At 73.9% G+C, this 15,180-nt stretch carries 12 protein-coding genes; 2 read left to right on the top strand and 10 right to left on the bottom strand.

Annotated features, from left to right (window positions below; translation table 11 throughout):
- Positions 1-20 precede the first annotated feature (20 nt).
- A complete protein-coding gene (locus tag ACFRAR_RS03175) occupies positions 21-947 on the top strand; it encodes an undecaprenyl-diphosphate phosphatase (RefSeq protein WP_380694157.1) in 927 nt (308 codons plus the stop codon).
- Here the strand turns inward: ACFRAR_RS03175 and ACFRAR_RS03170 are convergent.
- Complete coding sequence (locus ACFRAR_RS03170; protein ID WP_380694155.1) at positions 932-1,642, bottom strand: alpha/beta fold hydrolase; 711 nt, start codon at positions 1,640-1,642, stop codon at positions 932-934. The two genes, ACFRAR_RS03175 and ACFRAR_RS03170, sit on opposite strands and share 16 nt — an antisense overlap.
- A 136-nt stretch (positions 1,643-1,778) precedes the next feature.
- Here ACFRAR_RS03170 and ACFRAR_RS03165 point away from each other — a divergent pair, with 136 nt between their 5' ends.
- Positions 1,779-3,203 carry a PLP-dependent aminotransferase family protein gene (locus ACFRAR_RS03165; protein ID WP_380694153.1) on the top strand — a complete coding sequence of 475 codons (1,425 nt, stop codon included), beginning with the start codon at positions 1,779-1,781 and terminating at the stop codon, positions 3,201-3,203.
- 120 nt (positions 3,204-3,323) lie between these two features.
- Here the strand turns inward: ACFRAR_RS03165 and ACFRAR_RS03160 are convergent, their stop codons facing one another.
- The 9 genes from ACFRAR_RS03160 to ACFRAR_RS03120 all read right to left on the bottom strand — a co-directional run bounded on the left by ACFRAR_RS03160 (position 3,324) and on the right by ACFRAR_RS03120 (position 15,158).
- Positions 3,324-3,500: a DUF6126 family protein gene (locus ACFRAR_RS03160; RefSeq protein WP_223245213.1), complete on the bottom strand. Its 177-nt coding sequence runs from the start codon at positions 3,498-3,500 to the stop codon at positions 3,324-3,326.
- Positions 3,501-3,532: 32 nt separating this feature from the next.
- Positions 3,533-4,168: a helix-turn-helix domain-containing protein gene (locus tag ACFRAR_RS03155; RefSeq protein WP_380694150.1), complete on the bottom strand. Its 636-nt coding sequence runs from the start codon at positions 4,166-4,168 to the stop codon at positions 3,533-3,535.
- A gap of 86 nt (positions 4,169-4,254) precedes the next feature.
- A complete protein-coding gene (locus ACFRAR_RS03150) occupies positions 4,255-5,988 on the bottom strand; it encodes a pyruvate dehydrogenase (RefSeq protein WP_380694148.1) in 1,734 nt (577 codons plus the stop codon).
- Between the two features lie 97 nt (positions 5,989-6,085).
- Positions 6,086-8,491: a glycoside hydrolase family 65 protein gene (locus ACFRAR_RS03145; RefSeq protein ID WP_380694145.1), complete on the bottom strand. Its 2,406-nt coding sequence runs from the start codon at positions 8,489-8,491 to the stop codon at positions 6,086-6,088.
- A 73-nt stretch (positions 8,492-8,564) separates the two neighbouring features.
- Entirely contained in the window at positions 8,565-9,311 is a 747-nt protein-coding gene (locus ACFRAR_RS03140; RefSeq protein WP_380694143.1) for an HAD family hydrolase, read from the bottom strand.
- A gap of 159 nt (positions 9,312-9,470) precedes the next feature.
- Entirely contained in the window at positions 9,471-10,271 is an 801-nt protein-coding gene (locus ACFRAR_RS03135) for a VOC family protein (protein ID WP_380694141.1), read from the bottom strand.
- A gap of 298 nt (positions 10,272-10,569) precedes the next feature.
- Positions 10,570-11,073: an SRPBCC domain-containing protein gene (locus tag ACFRAR_RS03130; RefSeq protein ID WP_380694138.1), complete on the bottom strand. Its 504-nt coding sequence runs from the start codon at positions 11,071-11,073 to the stop codon at positions 10,570-10,572.
- Between the two features lie 134 nt (positions 11,074-11,207).
- A complete protein-coding gene (locus tag ACFRAR_RS03125; RefSeq protein ID WP_380694135.1) occupies positions 11,208-12,989 on the bottom strand; it encodes an LCP family protein in 1,782 nt (593 codons plus the stop codon).
- A gap of 357 nt (positions 12,990-13,346) precedes the next feature.
- Positions 13,347-15,158: an ATP-binding protein gene (locus ACFRAR_RS03120; protein ID WP_380694133.1), complete on the bottom strand. Its 1,812-nt coding sequence runs from the start codon at positions 15,156-15,158 to the stop codon at positions 13,347-13,349.
- Between the last annotated feature and the right edge of the window lie 22 nt (positions 15,159-15,180).

Here is a 15,180-nt window from a genome sequence, read left to right as displayed (position 1 = left end):
CCCCCGAGCGAAGGTGCGCGATGTCGACCCTGACCTACCCGGAAGCGATAGGCGTCGGCCTGCTCCAGGGCGTGACGGAACTCTTCCCGGTCTCCAGCCTCGGCCACAGCATCCTGGTGCCCGCCCTGCTCGGCGGGAAGGTCCAGCACGACCTCGACATGACCGCCGAGGGCTCCTCCTACCTCGCCGCCCTGGTCGCCCTGCACCTGGCCACCGCCCTCGCGCTGGTGGTCTACTTCCGCAAGGACTGGGTCCGGGTGATCGACGGGCTGATCGGCTCGATCCGGCACCGCCGGGTGGAGACCCGCAACGAGAAGCTCGCCTGGCTGCTCATCCTCTCCACCATCCCGGTCGGCGTGGCCGGCCTCGCCCTGGAGAAGGCGCTGCGCAACGCGCTCGGCAAGCCCGTCCCGGCGGCGGTCTTCCTCGCCCTCAACGGACTCGTGCTGCTCGGCGCCGAGCGGCTCAAGCGCGGCGGCACCGGGCGCCGCCGGGCCGGCCGCGGCGGGCACGCCGCCCCCGCCGACGAACCGGGCCTGGACCCGGCGATCGCCTCCGACCAGCGACTGACCAGGCTGAGCTTCGGACAGGGCCCCTGGATCGGCGCCGCCCAGATCCTCGCGCTGTTCCCCGGCATCAGCCGCTCCGGCGTCACCATGAGCGCCGGCGTCCTGCGCGGCCTGCACCACGAGGACGCCGCCCGGTTCTCCTTCCTGCTCGCCACCCCGGTCATCCTGGCCGCCTCGGCGCTGAAGGTGCCCGAGCTGTTCAAGCCCGAGAACTCCGGAGTGCTCGGCCCGGTCCTCGCGGGCAGCGTCGCCGCCTTCGTGGCCGGCTACGTCTCGGTGCGGTTCCTCACCAAGTACTTCGAGACCCGCAGCCTGACGCCGTTCGCGGTCTACTGCTTCCTGGCCGGCGTCGGCAGCGCGGTCTACCTGTCGCTCTGAGCCATCCGGACCGACCCGGCCAGGACCCGGGCGAGTTCGGCCGGGCAGGAGAACATCGGCCAGTGCCCGGTGTCCAGCTCCACCAGCCGCCAGTGGCCGGCCGAGACCAGCCCGGCGACCACCGGCGGCGGCTCCGGCCAGTCCATCAGGCACTTCACGTACACCGCCGGGAGCGCGGCCAACGAGCCCTCCAGGACAGCCGGTTCGGTCAGCGACGGACCCGGGTGCGGGGTCGCCCCGGCCACGATCCGGTTGATCTGCCCGACCGTCAGCCCCTGTTCGGCGAACTCGGCCGGCGGCAGCGGCGGCCACCAGCCCCCGTGCGCGGCGAGGTCGGCCCGCAGCGCGGCCGGCTCCGGCAGCTGGTCGGCGAAGGACTCCCCCGGCACCGGCACGTTGGCGTCCACCAGGACCAGCCCGGCCAGCCGGTCACCGATCCGCTCGGCGGCCTGCCCCACCGGGATGCCCGAGTAGCTGTGCCCGACCAGCACCACCTCGCGCAGGTCCAGCCGCTCCACCTCGGCGACGACGTCCGCCACGTGCGCCTGCTGCCCGGCGGGCGCGCCGCGCTTCTCCGCGAGCCCGGAGAGCGTCAGCGGGTACGCCCCGTGCCCGGCGCCCCGCAGCTCCGCCACCACCTCGTCCCACGCCCAGGAACCCAGCCAAGCACCCGCCACCAGCACAAAGTTCGCCATGGGCGGCACCGTAGCGCGCGAGTGCGACAGCGGCCCGGGAACCGCCGGGAAACACCGTGTGGAGGAAGCGTGGTGGCCGCGCCAACGGCCCCGCGCCCCGCCCCGGCACCGCTCCGCGCCACGGGAGAATGGGGCCGTGAGCACCTCCTGGACCACCTTCGGCGGCGACCTGCACCTGGACCTCACCGGGCGGCGGGCCGCCGGCGCCGGGCTGCGGGCCGCCCTGGAGGACGCGCTGCGCGAGGCCGTCCAGGACGGGCGGCTCGCCCCCGGCACCCGGCTGCCGTCCTCCCGGGCGCTCGGCGAGGACCTCGGGATCGCCCGCAACACCGTGGTCGAGGCGTACGGCCAGCTCACCGCGGAGGGCTGGCTCAGCTCCCGGCAGGGCTCCGGCACCACCGTCGCCCGGCGGACCGTGCCCTCGCCCGCCGTACGGCCGTCCCGGCCGCCGGCCAGGCGGCCCAGCGCCCGCCACGACCTGACGTCCGGGCGGCCCGACCTGTCGCTCTTCCCCCGCACCGCCTGGCTCGCCGCCGCCCGCCGCGCCCTCGCCACCGCGCCGCACGAGGTCCTCGACTACGGCAGCCCGCTCGGCCGGATCGAACTGCGGCAGGCGCTCACCCACTACCTGGCCCGGGTCCGCGGCGTCCGCACCGACCCCGACCACCTGCTCGTCTGCACCGGCGTCACCCAGGGCCTCGGCCTGGTCTGCGCGGCCCTGCGGGACCGCGGCGCCCGCTCGCTGGCCGTCGAGGAGTACGGGCTGCCGCCGCAGCACGCGACCGTCCGGGCCGCCGGACTCGCCACCGTGCCGGTGCCGCTGGACGCGGACGGCGCCCTCGTCGACCGGATCGACGCCCGGGCCGGCGCCGTCCTGCTCACCCCGGCCCACCAGTACCCCACCGGCGCGGCGCTGTCCGCCGAGCGGCGGGCGGAGGCGGTGCGGTGGGCGCGGGAGCAGGACCGGTACGTCATCGAGGACGACTACGACGGCGAGTTCCGCTACGACCGGCAGCCGCTCGGCGCGATGCAGGCACTGGACCCGGAACGGGTGGTGTACGCCGGGACGACCGCCAAGAGCCTCGCGCCGGGCCTGCGGCTGGCCTGGCTGGCGCTGCCCGACGCGCTGGTCGAGCCGGTCGCCCGGCTGAAGTCGCTGGCCGACACGATGTCCCCGGTGCTGGACCAGCTGACGCTGACCGAGCTGATCACCTCCGGCACGTACGACCGCCACGTGCGGCGCTGCCGCCTGCACTACCGGCGCCGGCGCGACCAGCTGGTGGCGGCGCTCGCCGAGCACGCCCCGCACGTCCGGGTCACCGGCATCGCGGCCGGCCTGCACGCGGTCCTCCAGCTGCCGCCCGGCTCCGCCCCCGAGTCCGAGCTCCTCGCCCGCGCCGAGCGGGCCGGCCTCGCCCTGGGCGGCCTGGGCTGGCACCGCGCCACCGGCCCGGCGCCCGCCGGCGCCCCGCCCGCCCTCGTCATCGGCTACGCCACCCCGCCCGACCACGCCTTCCCGGCGGCGGTCCAGGCCCTCTGCGGCCTGCTGCGCGAGGCGTGAGCGGGCGGCCCCGCCTTCCCCGCGGCACTCCGGCGCCTCTGCCCACTGCCGTACCGGAAGCCGGAAACGCCGGACGCCCGCCTCCCCCGGGGGTGGGAGGCGGGCGTTCGGGGGCTTGGGCTACTTGTTGCGGCTGCCGAGTTCGAACAGGAGGATGATGAAGCCGGCGAAGGCGTGGCCTCCGACGGTGTAGATCAGCAGGCGGAGGTAGATCCGCTTGTTGGCCCACTTGCCGGCGTCCATGGTCTTCGGGCCGGCCGGAGTGTCGGGGGCGATGGTGGTGGTGGGATCGGCCATGGTGATCTCCTCCGGGGTGTTCTGACGGCGGCTCAGTGAACGGCGGCGGGGCCGCCGCCGAGGCAGAGTTCGCCGCCGGGGCTCTGCAACAGGGTGTGGACGAAGAGCAGCTCGACGCCGGTGTCCGACTCGGCGGCGATGCAGTGCGGGGTGAGCGAGTCGTAGTGGGCGGAGTCGCCCACGCCGAGGTGGTGGACACGGTCCCCGAGGGTGACCCGCAGCGCGCCCTTCAGGACGTACAGCCACTCCTCGCCCGGGTGGACCCGGACCACCGTGTCCTGGACGCCCGGCGGGACGTGCACCCGCAGGGCCTGCATGGCGCGGCCCGGGGCTCCGGCCCGGCGGTAGCCCCAGCCACCGGCCCGGCCGGGCTCGATGTCGCCGCCCCGGACGATCGGGTCGGGCTCGGCCAGGGTCTCGCCGAGCAGGCCGGAGACCGAGGTCCCGTACGCGCGGGCGAGCCCGAGCAGGACGGGCAGCGACGGCTGCCGGCGGCCGGTCTCCAGCCGGGACAGATAGGCTGGGGAGAGCCCGACCCGCCCGGCCGCCACCTCCAGTGTGAGGCGACTGCTGAGCCGGTGCTCGCGAAGGCGGGCGGCGAGGCCGGCGACCTCCTGGTCGTCGAGCTGTTCGCCTGCGGCGGCGGCACCGGTGGAGCTGCTGGTCATGTGTCCAGTGGACACCCGCCGTGCCACCCGGGCAAGGAATTTGCCTCAGTGGCAAAGACCGGGGACCTTCGGCCCATGCTCCGCGCTCACGGCCGCGGGATGTTCCGCAGATTGCTCCGGGCCAGGTCGACCATCCGCCCGACGCCGCCCGAGAGCACCGTCCTGCTCGCCGCCAGCGCGAAGCCCTTCAGCTGGGCGGCGGTGATGCGCGGCGGGATGGACAGCGCGTTGGGATCGGTGACCACGTCCACCAGGGCCGGGCCCGGCCGCTCCAGCGCCTCCGCCAGCGCCTCCCGGACCCGGGCGGGCTCGGTCACCCGCTTCGCCTGGATCCCCATCGCCCGGGCGATCCCGGCGTAGTCCACGTCCCCGTTGTCGATCTCGGACTCCGGATAGCCCGAGACCAGCATCTCCAGCTTGATCATGCCGAGCGCGCCGTTGTTGAACACCACCGTCTTCACCGGCAGCCGGTGCTTGGCCACCGTGAGCAGCTCGCCGAGCAGCATGCCGATCCCGCCGTCGCCCGCCATCGCGACCACCTGCCGCCCCGGACAGGCGAGCTGGGCGCCGATCGCGTGCGGGAGGGCGTTGGCCATCGAGCCGTGCAGGAAGGAGCCGATCACCCGGCGGCGTCCGTTGGGCTGGAGGTAGCGGGCGGCCCAGACGTTGTTCATGCCGGTGTCCACGGTGAAGACCGCGTCCTCGGCGGCCACCTCGTCCAGCACCGCGGCGACGTACTCGGGGTGGATCGGCAGGTGCTTCTCGATGTCCCGGGTGTACGCGCCGATCACGTCCTCCAGCGACCGGCAGTGCTTGCGCAGCATGCCGTCCAGGAAGGCACGGTCGTGCTTGGCGTCCAGCAGCGGCAGCACGGCCCGCAGGGTGGCGGCCACGTCGCCGTGGACGGCCAGGTCCAGCGCGGTGCGGCGGCCGAGCCGGGTGGCGTCGTGGTCGACCTGGACGGTGTGCGCCTGCGGCAGGAAGGAGTCGTACGGGAAGTCGGTGCCGAGCAGCAGCACCAGGTCGGCGGAGTGCAGCGCCTCGTGGCAGGCCCCGTAGCCGAGCAGGCCGCTCATCCCCACGTCGTACGGGTTGTCGAACTGGATCCACTCCTTGCCGCGCAGGGAGTGGCCGACCGGCGCGTTCAGGGCCTGCGCGGCCTCCATCACCTCGGCGTGCGCCCCGCGCACCCCGGCCCCGCAGAACAGCACCACCTTGCGGGCCGCGTTGAGCAGCCGGGCCAGCTCCTGGACCTGGGACCAGGGCGGCGCGGCCACGGCCTGCTCGGTGAGGAAGTGGCTGCTTCCGGTGGGAGCCGTGGCGGACAGCGCGGCGACGTCCCCGGGGAAGGCGAGCACCGAGACGCCGTGCGAGCCGAGCGCGTGCTGGATGGCGACCCGCAGCAGCCGGGGCAGCTGGGCGGGGGTGGAGAGCATCTCGCACCAGTTGCTGCAGTCGGTGAACACCCGCTCGGGGTGGGTCTCCTGGAAGAAGCCGGTGCCGATCTGCCCGGACGGGATGTGCGAGGCCAGCGCGAGCACCGGCAGGCCGCTGCGCTGGGCGTCGTACAGGCCCTGGATCAGGTGGGTGTTCCCGGGGCCGCAGGAGCCGGCGCAGACCGCGAGCCGGCCGGAGAGCTCGGCCTCGGCGGCGGCCGCGAAGGCGCCGGCCTCCTCGTTGCGCACGTGCACCCAGGCGATGCCGTCGGCCCGGCGGATCGCGTCCACGACCGGGTTGAGGCTGTCGCCGACGACGCCGTAGACCCGCTCCACCCCGGCCTGCCGGAGCACCTCCACCAGCTGTTCCGCCACGCTCGCCACGGCTGCGCTCCTTCGGTCGCCACGGGACACCTGTACCCTCCGCCGCGGCCGGGGCGGGTGCAGCCGGGGTGGGCCGAAGGAGTGACGGGGGTGCGGCCTACTCCGCCGCCAGGTGGTCCTGCTGGCCGAGCTTGCCCGCCACCAGGCCGGCCTGGGGCTGGCGGCGGGCCGGTTCGCGGCCCGGGGGCTGGGCGGCCCGCTCCTGGGCGGGCGGGACGGTGGTCGGCAGGGTGACCGGGGAGCCGGCCTTGACCTGCACCGCCTCGCCGTCGTGCCGCAGGTGGAGGATGTCGCCGCGGCGCAGCGTGTAGGTCGTCCCGTCGTGGCTGATCCGGACGCCGAGCAGGTGTCCGCGCACCAGCAGCGAGAAGCTCAGCCGCATCAGCCCGGGCGGCAGCCGGGGCCGGAACGAGAGCGAGTCGCTGTGGTCGCGCAGCCCGCCGAAGCCGGCCACCAGGGCGATGCAGGCCCCGGCGAGCGAGGCCATGTGCAGGCCGTCGCGGGTGTTGCCGCCGAGGTCGTGCAGGTCCATCAGGGCGGCTTCGGCGGTGTAGTCGTACGCGAGGTCCAGCTGGCCGACCTCGGCGGCGATGACCGCCTGGGTGCAGGCGGAGAGCGAGGAGTCCCGGACGGTCAGCCGCTCGTAGTAGGCGAAGTTGCGGGCCTTCTGCTCGTCGGTGAAGGCGTCTCCGCGCACCTGCATGGCGAGCACCAGGTCGGCCTGCTTGACCACCTGCTTGCGGTACAGGTCGAAGTACGGGTAGTGGAGCAGCAGCGGGTAGTTCCCGGGCGGGGTGTGCTCGAAGTCCCAGACCTGGTGGTGGGTGAAGTCGTCGGCCTGCGGGTGGACGCCGAGGGCCTCGTCGTACGGGATGTACATCGCGCCGGCCGCGTCGCGCCAGGCGGCGGTCTCCTCGGTGTCCACGCCGAGCAGGGCGGCCTCGTGCGGGTGGCGGACGGCGGCCTCGGCGGCGGCGCGCAGGTTGGTCTGCGCCATCAGGTTGGTGAAGACGTTGTTGTCCGCGACGGCGCTGTACTCGTCCGGGCCGGTGACGCCTTCGATGCGGAACTTCCCGGCCACGTCGTGGTGGCCGAGGGAGCGCCACATCCGGGCGGTCTCGACGAGGAGTTCGAGCCCGTACTCGCGCTCGAACTCCTCGTCCCCGGTGGCCCGGACGTAGCGGGCGACGGCGGCGGCGATGTCGGCGCCGATGTGGAAGGCCGCGGTGCCGGCCGGCCAGTACCCGGAGCACTCCTCGCCGCGGATCGTCCGCCACGGGAACACCGCGCCGGACAGGCCGAGTTGGACCGCCCGCTCGCGGGCCAGCGGCAGGGTGGTGTGCCGCCAGCGCAGCGCCTGGTTGACGGCGGCGGGCAGGCAGTAGGTGAGCACCGGCAGCACGAAGGTCTCGGTGTCCCAGAAGCTGTGGCCGTCGTAGCCGGGCCCGGTCAGGCCCTTGGCGGGGATGGCCCGTTCCTCGCTGCGGGCGCCGGCCTGGAGGACGTGGAAGACGGCGAACCGGACGGCCTGCTGGAGTTCGACGTCGCCCTCGATCTCGATGTCGCTGGTCTCCCAGAACTCCTTGAGGAATTCCGCCTGTTCGGCGATCAGCCCGTCCCACCCGGTGTAGCGGGCGGCGGTCAGCGCGGCCTCCACCTGGTCCCGGACGGCGGGCAGCGAGCGGGTGCCGGACCAGCCGTAGGCCATGAACTTGGTCAGCCGCAGCCGCTGTCCGGCCTTGAGCACGGTGGTGATGCTGATCCGGCAGTGGTCGGACTCGGACTCGGCGACGGTGTCGGACTCCTCGGGGCCGTCGATGACGTGGTCCATCCCGGCCGCGACCCGGATGCCGCTGTAGCGGGTGCGGTGCACCAGGACGGCCTTGGTGTCAGTGGCGTGGTGCGCCTCGGGGTGCAGCGGCGCCTCCAGCACGGCGGCCGCCCGCGGGTCCCCCTCGGGGCTGCCGGGCAGCTGTTCGTTGGCGACCAGCTCGGACTGGAGCACGATCCGCACCGGGCCGTCCACCGCCTCGACGCTGTACTCGACGGCGGCGATCGCGCGCTGGGTGAGCGAGACCAGCCGGGAGGAGCGCACCCTGATCGTCCGCCCGGCCGGGGAGGTCCACTCGGCCTCGCGGTGCAGCAGTCCCTCGCGGAAGTCCAACCAGCGCTTGTGGCTGACGAGTTCGCCGTAGCGCAGGTCGAAGGGCTCGTCGTCCACCAGCAGCCGGATGATCTTGCCGTTGGTCACGTTGATGACGCTCTGGCTGGACTCCGGATAGCCGTAGCCGCCCTCGCCGTACGGCAGCGGGCGCAACTCGAAGACACCGTTGAGGTAGGTGCCGGGCAGGCCGTGCGGCTCTCCCTCGTCCAGGTTGGCGCGCAGGCCGATGTGCCCGTTGGAGAGCGCGAAGACGGACTCGGCGCGGGCCAGCGAGGCCAGGTCCAGGCCGTGCTCGGTGATCTGCCAGGGGTCGATCGTGAAGTTGTCCGAGGGACTCATGCGCCCACCTCGCTGCACTCGGCGGGGGCATTCACCCACGCGCGCCTCTCGATCGCCCGCTCGCCGCGCTCGCTCACGCCCGCTCCCCCAGCAGCTCGGAGAGGTCCTGGACGACCAGGGTGGCGCCGTCCCGGCGCAGTTCGGCCGCCTGGCCGACGCGGTCCACCCCGACCACCGCGCCGAAGCCGCCGGCCCGGCCGGAGGCGACCCCGGCGAGCGCGTCCTCGAAGACCGCGGCGTGGGCCGGCTCGACGCCGAGGGCGCGGGCGGCGTACAGGTAGGTGTCGGGGGCGGGCTTGCCGGGCAGGCCCTCGGCCTTGGCGACGTTGCCGTCCACGATCACCTCGAACAGCTCCTCGATGCCGGCCGCCCGCAGCACGTCGCGGCAGTTGGCGCTGGAGGACACCACCGCGCTCGGCAGCCCGGCCGCGCGCAGCCGGTGCACGTAGTCGACCGAGCCCTGGTACGGCTGGACGCCCTGCTCCCGGATCAGCCGCAGCACGGTGTCGTTCTTGGCCCGGCTGATCCCTTGCACCGTACGGGAGTTGGGCGGATCGTCCGGGGCGCCCTCGGGCAGTTCGATGCCCCGGCTGAGCAGGAAGGCGCGGGTGCCGTCCAGCCGCGGGCGGCCGTCCACGTAGGTGTCGTAGTCGGTGACGTCGTCGAAGGGGACGAACTGCCCACCGGTGCGGGCGGCTTCGGCACGCAGGAAGGCGTCGAAGGCGTCCTTCCAGGCCGCGGCGTGCACCTTCGCGGTCTGGGTGAGCACCCCGTCGAGGTCGAAGAGGAAAGCACGGATGTCGTCCGGTAGCCCCAGCATGGGTGCAGTCTTACCCGGGAAGGCGGGGGATGCCGCCCATTCCCGGCGGCGCGTCGCGGGAAGGGCGGCTTCCGGCCGCCCGGCCGGGCCCGGGCGCCGCCGGGCAGGGCGGGCCGGACGGGCCTGGCGGGCCTGGCGGGCCTGGCGGGCCTGGCGCGGCTACGGGGAGTCGGGCATCTGCGCCTCGGGCGACTGGATCATGGCGAAGACCGCGCCCTGCGGGTCGTTGACCACGGCCATCCGGCCGGCCTGCATGTCGAACGGCGGCTGGATCACCGAGCCTCCGGCCTTGACCAGGGCGTCCACCGTGGAGTCGGCGTCATCGACCAGGAAGTACGTCATCCAGTGCGAGGGGGTGCCGGGTGCCAGGTACTTCGGGACCGCCTGCATGCCGCCCACCGTGCGGTCGCCGACGTTGAGCGAGAAGTAGCCGTCCATGCCCTGGATGGTGGCCGGACGCAGCCCCAGGGCGGGCTGGTAGAAGCGGCCGGCCGTGTCGGTGTCGGCGGTGTTGAGCTCGTTCCAGACCAGCGCGCCGGGCTCGTTGACCACCCCCGCGCCGATGAAGTCCAGCGCCTGCCAGACGCCGAACACCGCGCCGGTCGGGTCGGCGGCGACCAGCATCCGGCCGATCGTGCCGACGTCCATCGGGTCGTACAGGACGGTGCCGCCGGCCTCGGTGATGGACGTCCGGGACGCGTCGGCGTCGTCCGAGGCGAGGTAGGTGGTCCAGGCGACCGGCGGCGTCGGCTGCCCCTCGGGCGCCATCTGCGCCATGATCCCGGCGACCGGCCTGCCGTTGAGCGTGCACACGGCGTAGCCGCCGAAATCGGCCGGGCCGACCTTGCCCTGCCAGCCGAACAGGTCGCGGTAGAAGTCGAGCGCGGCCTGCTGGTCGCTCGCCATCAGGTCGACCCAGCACGGAGTGCCGGGCTTGTACGGATCGGTGACTACGGGCATTGCTGGGCCTCCCGGAGGCGGTGGTGGCCGGCTGTGGTGGTCGGGGCGGTCGGGCCCTCGGATCGGGTCGGGGCCGTCGCACCGGTCGGGCCGTCGGGTCGCCGGACCGGCCGGGCCGTGCGGGGTCCGGCACCGGCCGGGACGACGGCGGTACACCGCCACCATCGGCCCGCCACCGCGATCCCGCCACCGGACGGCGCCCTGGCGGGCGACCCGGCCGACGACCCGGCGGCCGGACCGGCACCGGACGCCGGGCCCGGATCCGGACGCGGGTGCGGACCGGGCGCGGGCCGGTGCTTCACGGGCCGTCGTGGCGGTGCGCGGTGACGAAGTACGGCTGCACCTTGCCGCTCTGGGCGTAGTCCTTGAGCCGGACCAGCAGTTCGGCCCAGGTGCCGGCCACCGCCGGGACGCCGTCCTCGCTGCCCGGCTGCCAGCCGCCGTGCCGGAACAGCAGCCGGGTGCGCTCGGACGGCGCGGAGTGGTCGGACGTCTCGGGCCGGTCCGGCGCGACGGGCCGGCCGGGTGGCGCGGGCTGGTCCGCCAGTTCCCAGCTGATCCAGGTGCCGGCCCAGTGCGGCGGGAAGGATCCCGCGTTGGTCCACACCACCCGGTCCCGGTCGGCCCGCTCCACCCGCAGCCGGAACGGCTCCGGGACGTCGGGGAAGTCGAACAGCAGCACCTCCCCGTCCCGGTCCACGGCGGTGGTCCACCAGGCGGTCAGCCCGTCGTGCGTGGTGAGCGCGGCCAGCACCACCTCCCGGGGCGCGGCGATGTCGAGCTGGAGGGCGATCTCGGGCATGGGGTCCGCCTTTCGCGGTGACCGCGGGCACGTGCGGTCCCCTCCCGGCCCACCATGGCACGACCCCCGGGCCCGCGCGCCCCGGAGGGCGCGGGCCCGGGGGTCGTCCCCGTGCTGCCGTACGGCGGCCGCGGTCAGCCGCCGCTGCCGTAGCTGGTGTTCGCGCAGATGTCGTCGTCCGCCGAGCGGGCGTCGTTGGTGATGGTGGTCGGCAGCGGCTGCGGGGGCGTCTGGACCCCTGGGGTGGCCGGAGCTCCGCCGGCGGGCGCGCCGGAGGCCGGGCCCGCCGTGGCCGCGTAGTCCTGGCCGACGATCACCGAGATGCCCCGCGAGCCGCTGGACTCCAGGCTGGCGCCCGGGAACAGTTCGGCGACCTTCTCGGCGTTCGCCTTCTGCCCGGAGCCGTACTCGATCGTGGTGGTCTTGTACTTGGTGCTCATCGCCTGGCCGGCCGTGCTGGCGGTGAACTTGGCACCCTTCAGCAGCTCGGTCGCCTTGCCCGCCAGGCCGTTGGCGAGCGTCCCGTTGTAGACCGCCACCCTGATCGCGGCGTTGGCGGCGTCCCCGGCCGGGGCGGGCGGGGTGGTGGGCGGCGCGGGCTGCGCCGGGGCCGCGCCGGTACCGCCGGCCGGGGCGTCGGGCTGCTGGCCGGTGGCGTTCTGGCCGTCGATGGTCTGGTCGGCCTTGAGGGTCTCCCAGAGCTTGTTGGCGTCCGCCTCGACCAGGTCGATGTTCTTGTCCTGGGTCCGGTAACGCCAGGGCGCCGTCACGAACTTGAGGTTGTGCATGTCGATGTTCTTCAGCGACAGGCCGAAGGACAGCAGCTTGTCCGCCGAGTCCAGACCCGGGTCGACGGTCAGCGACTTGGTGGCGGCGTCGGCCAGCGGAAGGAGGGTGGTGGGGTTCATCCCCTCCTTCTTGATCTTGGTGGCGAGCGAGCTCAGGAACGCCTGCTGGCGCATCATCCGGCCGATGTCCGAGCCGTCGCCGATGCCGTGCCGCAGCCGGACGTAGTCGAGCGCCTGCTGGCCCTCGACCGTCTGCTTGCCCTGCGGCAGGACCATGTCGCCCTTCTTGGGCAGCTTGGGGTTGATGTCCCCCTCGTAGATCGGCTTCGGCAGGCAGATGTCCACGCCGCCCACGGCCTTGGTCATCGACGCGAAGCCGTTGAAGTCGACCACCAGGGTGTGGTCGACCCGGATGCCGGTGACCTTCTCCACGGTGTTCTGGGTGCAGGCCGGATTGCCGTCGTCGCTGCCGCCCATCGAGAAGGCCGCGTTGAACAGGTCGGTGTTCCCCCCCTTGGTCCACTTCCCGTTGGGCAGCTTGCAGGACGGCATCTGGACCATCGCGTTGCGCGGGATCGAGATGCCCACCGCGTGCTTGTGGTCGGCGTAGACGTGCAGCAGGATCGTGGTGTCCGAGCGCGCGCCGCCGTCCTCGCCGCCGCCGAGGTCGGAGTTGTTCTTGCCGCGGCTGTCCGAACCGATCAGCAGCACGTTGACCGGCTTGTTGCCGTCCGCGTCGGCCTGCGCCTCCGGCGGGCGGTTGCGGGCTATCGCGTCGCCGTCGAAGGACTTGATGTTGGCGTTCAGCTTGAGGTAGATCGCGCCGCCGACGCCGGCCAGGCCCACCAGCACGCCCGCCGTCGACCAGGCGACGATCTTCTTCATGTTCTTCTTGGGCTTGGCACCCTTGCGCGCGGCCGCCCGGCCACCGCCCGCCTCCGCCTTGCCGCCACCGCCACCGCCACCGCCGCTGCCACGGCCGCCCTTGCCCTGGCCGGCGCGGCGGGCCTCCGCCCGGCCGCCGGAACGCTGGGGCGGCACGGCACCGCTGTCCTTCGCGCCTCCGGTCGTGGGCGCACCGGGCGCGTCCTCGCCCCGAGCCGGGCCCTCGCCCCACTGACCTGACATGCGCGTACCTTTCACCGACGGAAGCGACGCCCCTGACGATCCGGCGCACCGCACACAGGGAGACGGTTCGTGCCGTTCCCAGGTTGCACATACGACCGTCAGCCCTATCGACGATCGCGACTTCCGATCATATTTAGGCCCAACGCGATCACCGACCTCCGGTCCGCAGGCAACCCCACCGATCAACGGATGACACCCAGGCAGAACACCCGAAACCGATGGATTCCGGTGTGACTTACGCCACTTCAACGCTCCCGCGCCACTCGGGACCCGCCCTCCGGTCCGGTCCGGGGCGGGCGCCACGGTGTCGCTCCGTCCACACGACGGGAGCTGTCGACCGGCCGGGGAGCGACGCCCCTACGACCCGACCGGCGCCGGCCCGGTGCCGGTCCCCTCGCCGGGCTCCCGGGCGGCCGCGCCGTCCCCGGGTGCTCCGCCGACGGGGCGCACCAGCGACGACGCCGGGAGCATGACCAGCGCGGTGGTGCCGCCGGTGTCGCTGGGGCGCAGCTGGACCCGGACGCCGTGGCGCAGCGACAGGCGGCCGACCACGAACAGGCCCAAGCGGCCGGCGACCGTGACGTCCACCGTCGGGGGTTCGGCGAGGTGCTCGTTGATGTCGGTGAGGTCGTCGGGGCTCAGACCGATGCCGGTGTCGTGGATCTCGACCAGCACGCGGCCGTCCGGCAGCGCGTGGCCGGTGACCCGGACGCGGGTCTGCGGGTGGGAGAACGTGGCTGCGTTCTCCAGCAGCTCGGCGAGCAGATGGACGAGGTCGTTGACGACGCGGCCGGCGACCTCGACCGACGGGACGGCGGCGAGCTCGATGCGCTCGTACTGCTCCACCTCGGAGGCGGCGGCGCGGATCGCGTCGACCAGCGGGGCGGAGCCGGCACGGCGACGGCCCGGATCCGCCCCCGCGAGGACGAGGAGGTTCTCGCAGTAGCGGCGCATCCGGGTGGCCAGGTGGTCCAGCTGGAACAGACCGGCCAGCTGGTCGCGGGCGGCCTCGTGGCGCTCCATCTCCTCAAGGAGCTGGAGCTGCCGGTGAATCAGGCCGCTGGTGCGGCGCGACAGATCGATGCACACCTCGGTGGTGCTGCCGCGCAGCAGGGCCTGCTCGACGGCAAGGGTCCCGAGCTCACGATGGAGCGTGTCGACGCACCGGGCCAACCGCCCCACGTCGTCGCGGCCATGGAGGCCGACGGACGGGAGAGTCAGGGCATCCAGCTCGCGGAGGTCGCCGCTGGTGATCGTCCGGATCAACTCGGGCAGCCGCGTTCCGATGATCTTCTCCGCCGCCTCCCGGAGCTCCCGCAGCGCCGCGGGCGTCCGCAGGCGGCTCACCCGGCGGCCTTCGTCCACGATCTCCTGCGCCTCGGCGTGCGCCGCCTGCCGGATGGTCTCCGCCTCCCGCGTCGCCGCACGCAGTCGGCGGTCGGCCTCGGCGGTGCGGGCCACCGCGACCCGGGTGGCCTCCGCCCGGGCCCGCTCCGCCTCCGACCGAAGGTGACGGGAATCGAGGTCCGCCTCCGACCGCACGTCGTGCGCGTGCAGGTTGGCCTCCCCCCGGAGGAAGGCGGCCTGCTCCCGGGCCTCCTCCACCAGCCGGGCGGCCTGTTCCCGAGCGGCCTCCACCAGCCGGGTGGCCTGCTCCCGACCGGCCTCCAGGACGACCGCCGCCTCCGCCTCCGCGCGGGAGCCCACCTGCCGCGCGTCCTCCTCGGCCGCCGCGATCGTCCCCTCCGCCGTCCGGGCCGCCTCCTCGACCATCAGCCTGGTGGCGTTGCGGATGCGGCCCAGCGGGGACTGGACCTGCCGGTTGAGCGTCCGGAGGTCGACCCACCGGCGGCGCCAGTGGTCGATCAGCTCGGGGTTGGCCTTGTGGCCGCGCGGCTGCGAGGCGTCGGCCGGCACGGGATTGCTGACCACGCGGACGAACTCCACCAGGAAGTCCACCGAGGGCAGCCGTTTGCCGGTCAGGAGGTCGGCGAGCCCGGCCTTGGTCAGTTTGAAGACCTGGGCGGCAGCGCAGATGTCGCCGTACGAGCGGGCGCCGTACTCGATGTGCAGCCGGTTCAGGTCGTCCACGAAGGCGGCGAACCGCTCGTCGTACGCGGCGGCGGCCGCGAGATCCTCCGGGTCGGGCCCCGCCGGTCGGTCTGCCACGGTTCTCCTCGTCGATGAATCA

It is taken from the genome of Kitasatospora sp. NPDC056651 (genome assembly GCF_042792155.1).
In the GTDB taxonomy this organism is placed as follows: Bacteria; Actinomycetota; Actinomycetes; order Streptomycetales; family Streptomycetaceae; genus Kitasatospora.
This window is presented reverse-complemented; position numbering and strand designations above follow the sequence as displayed.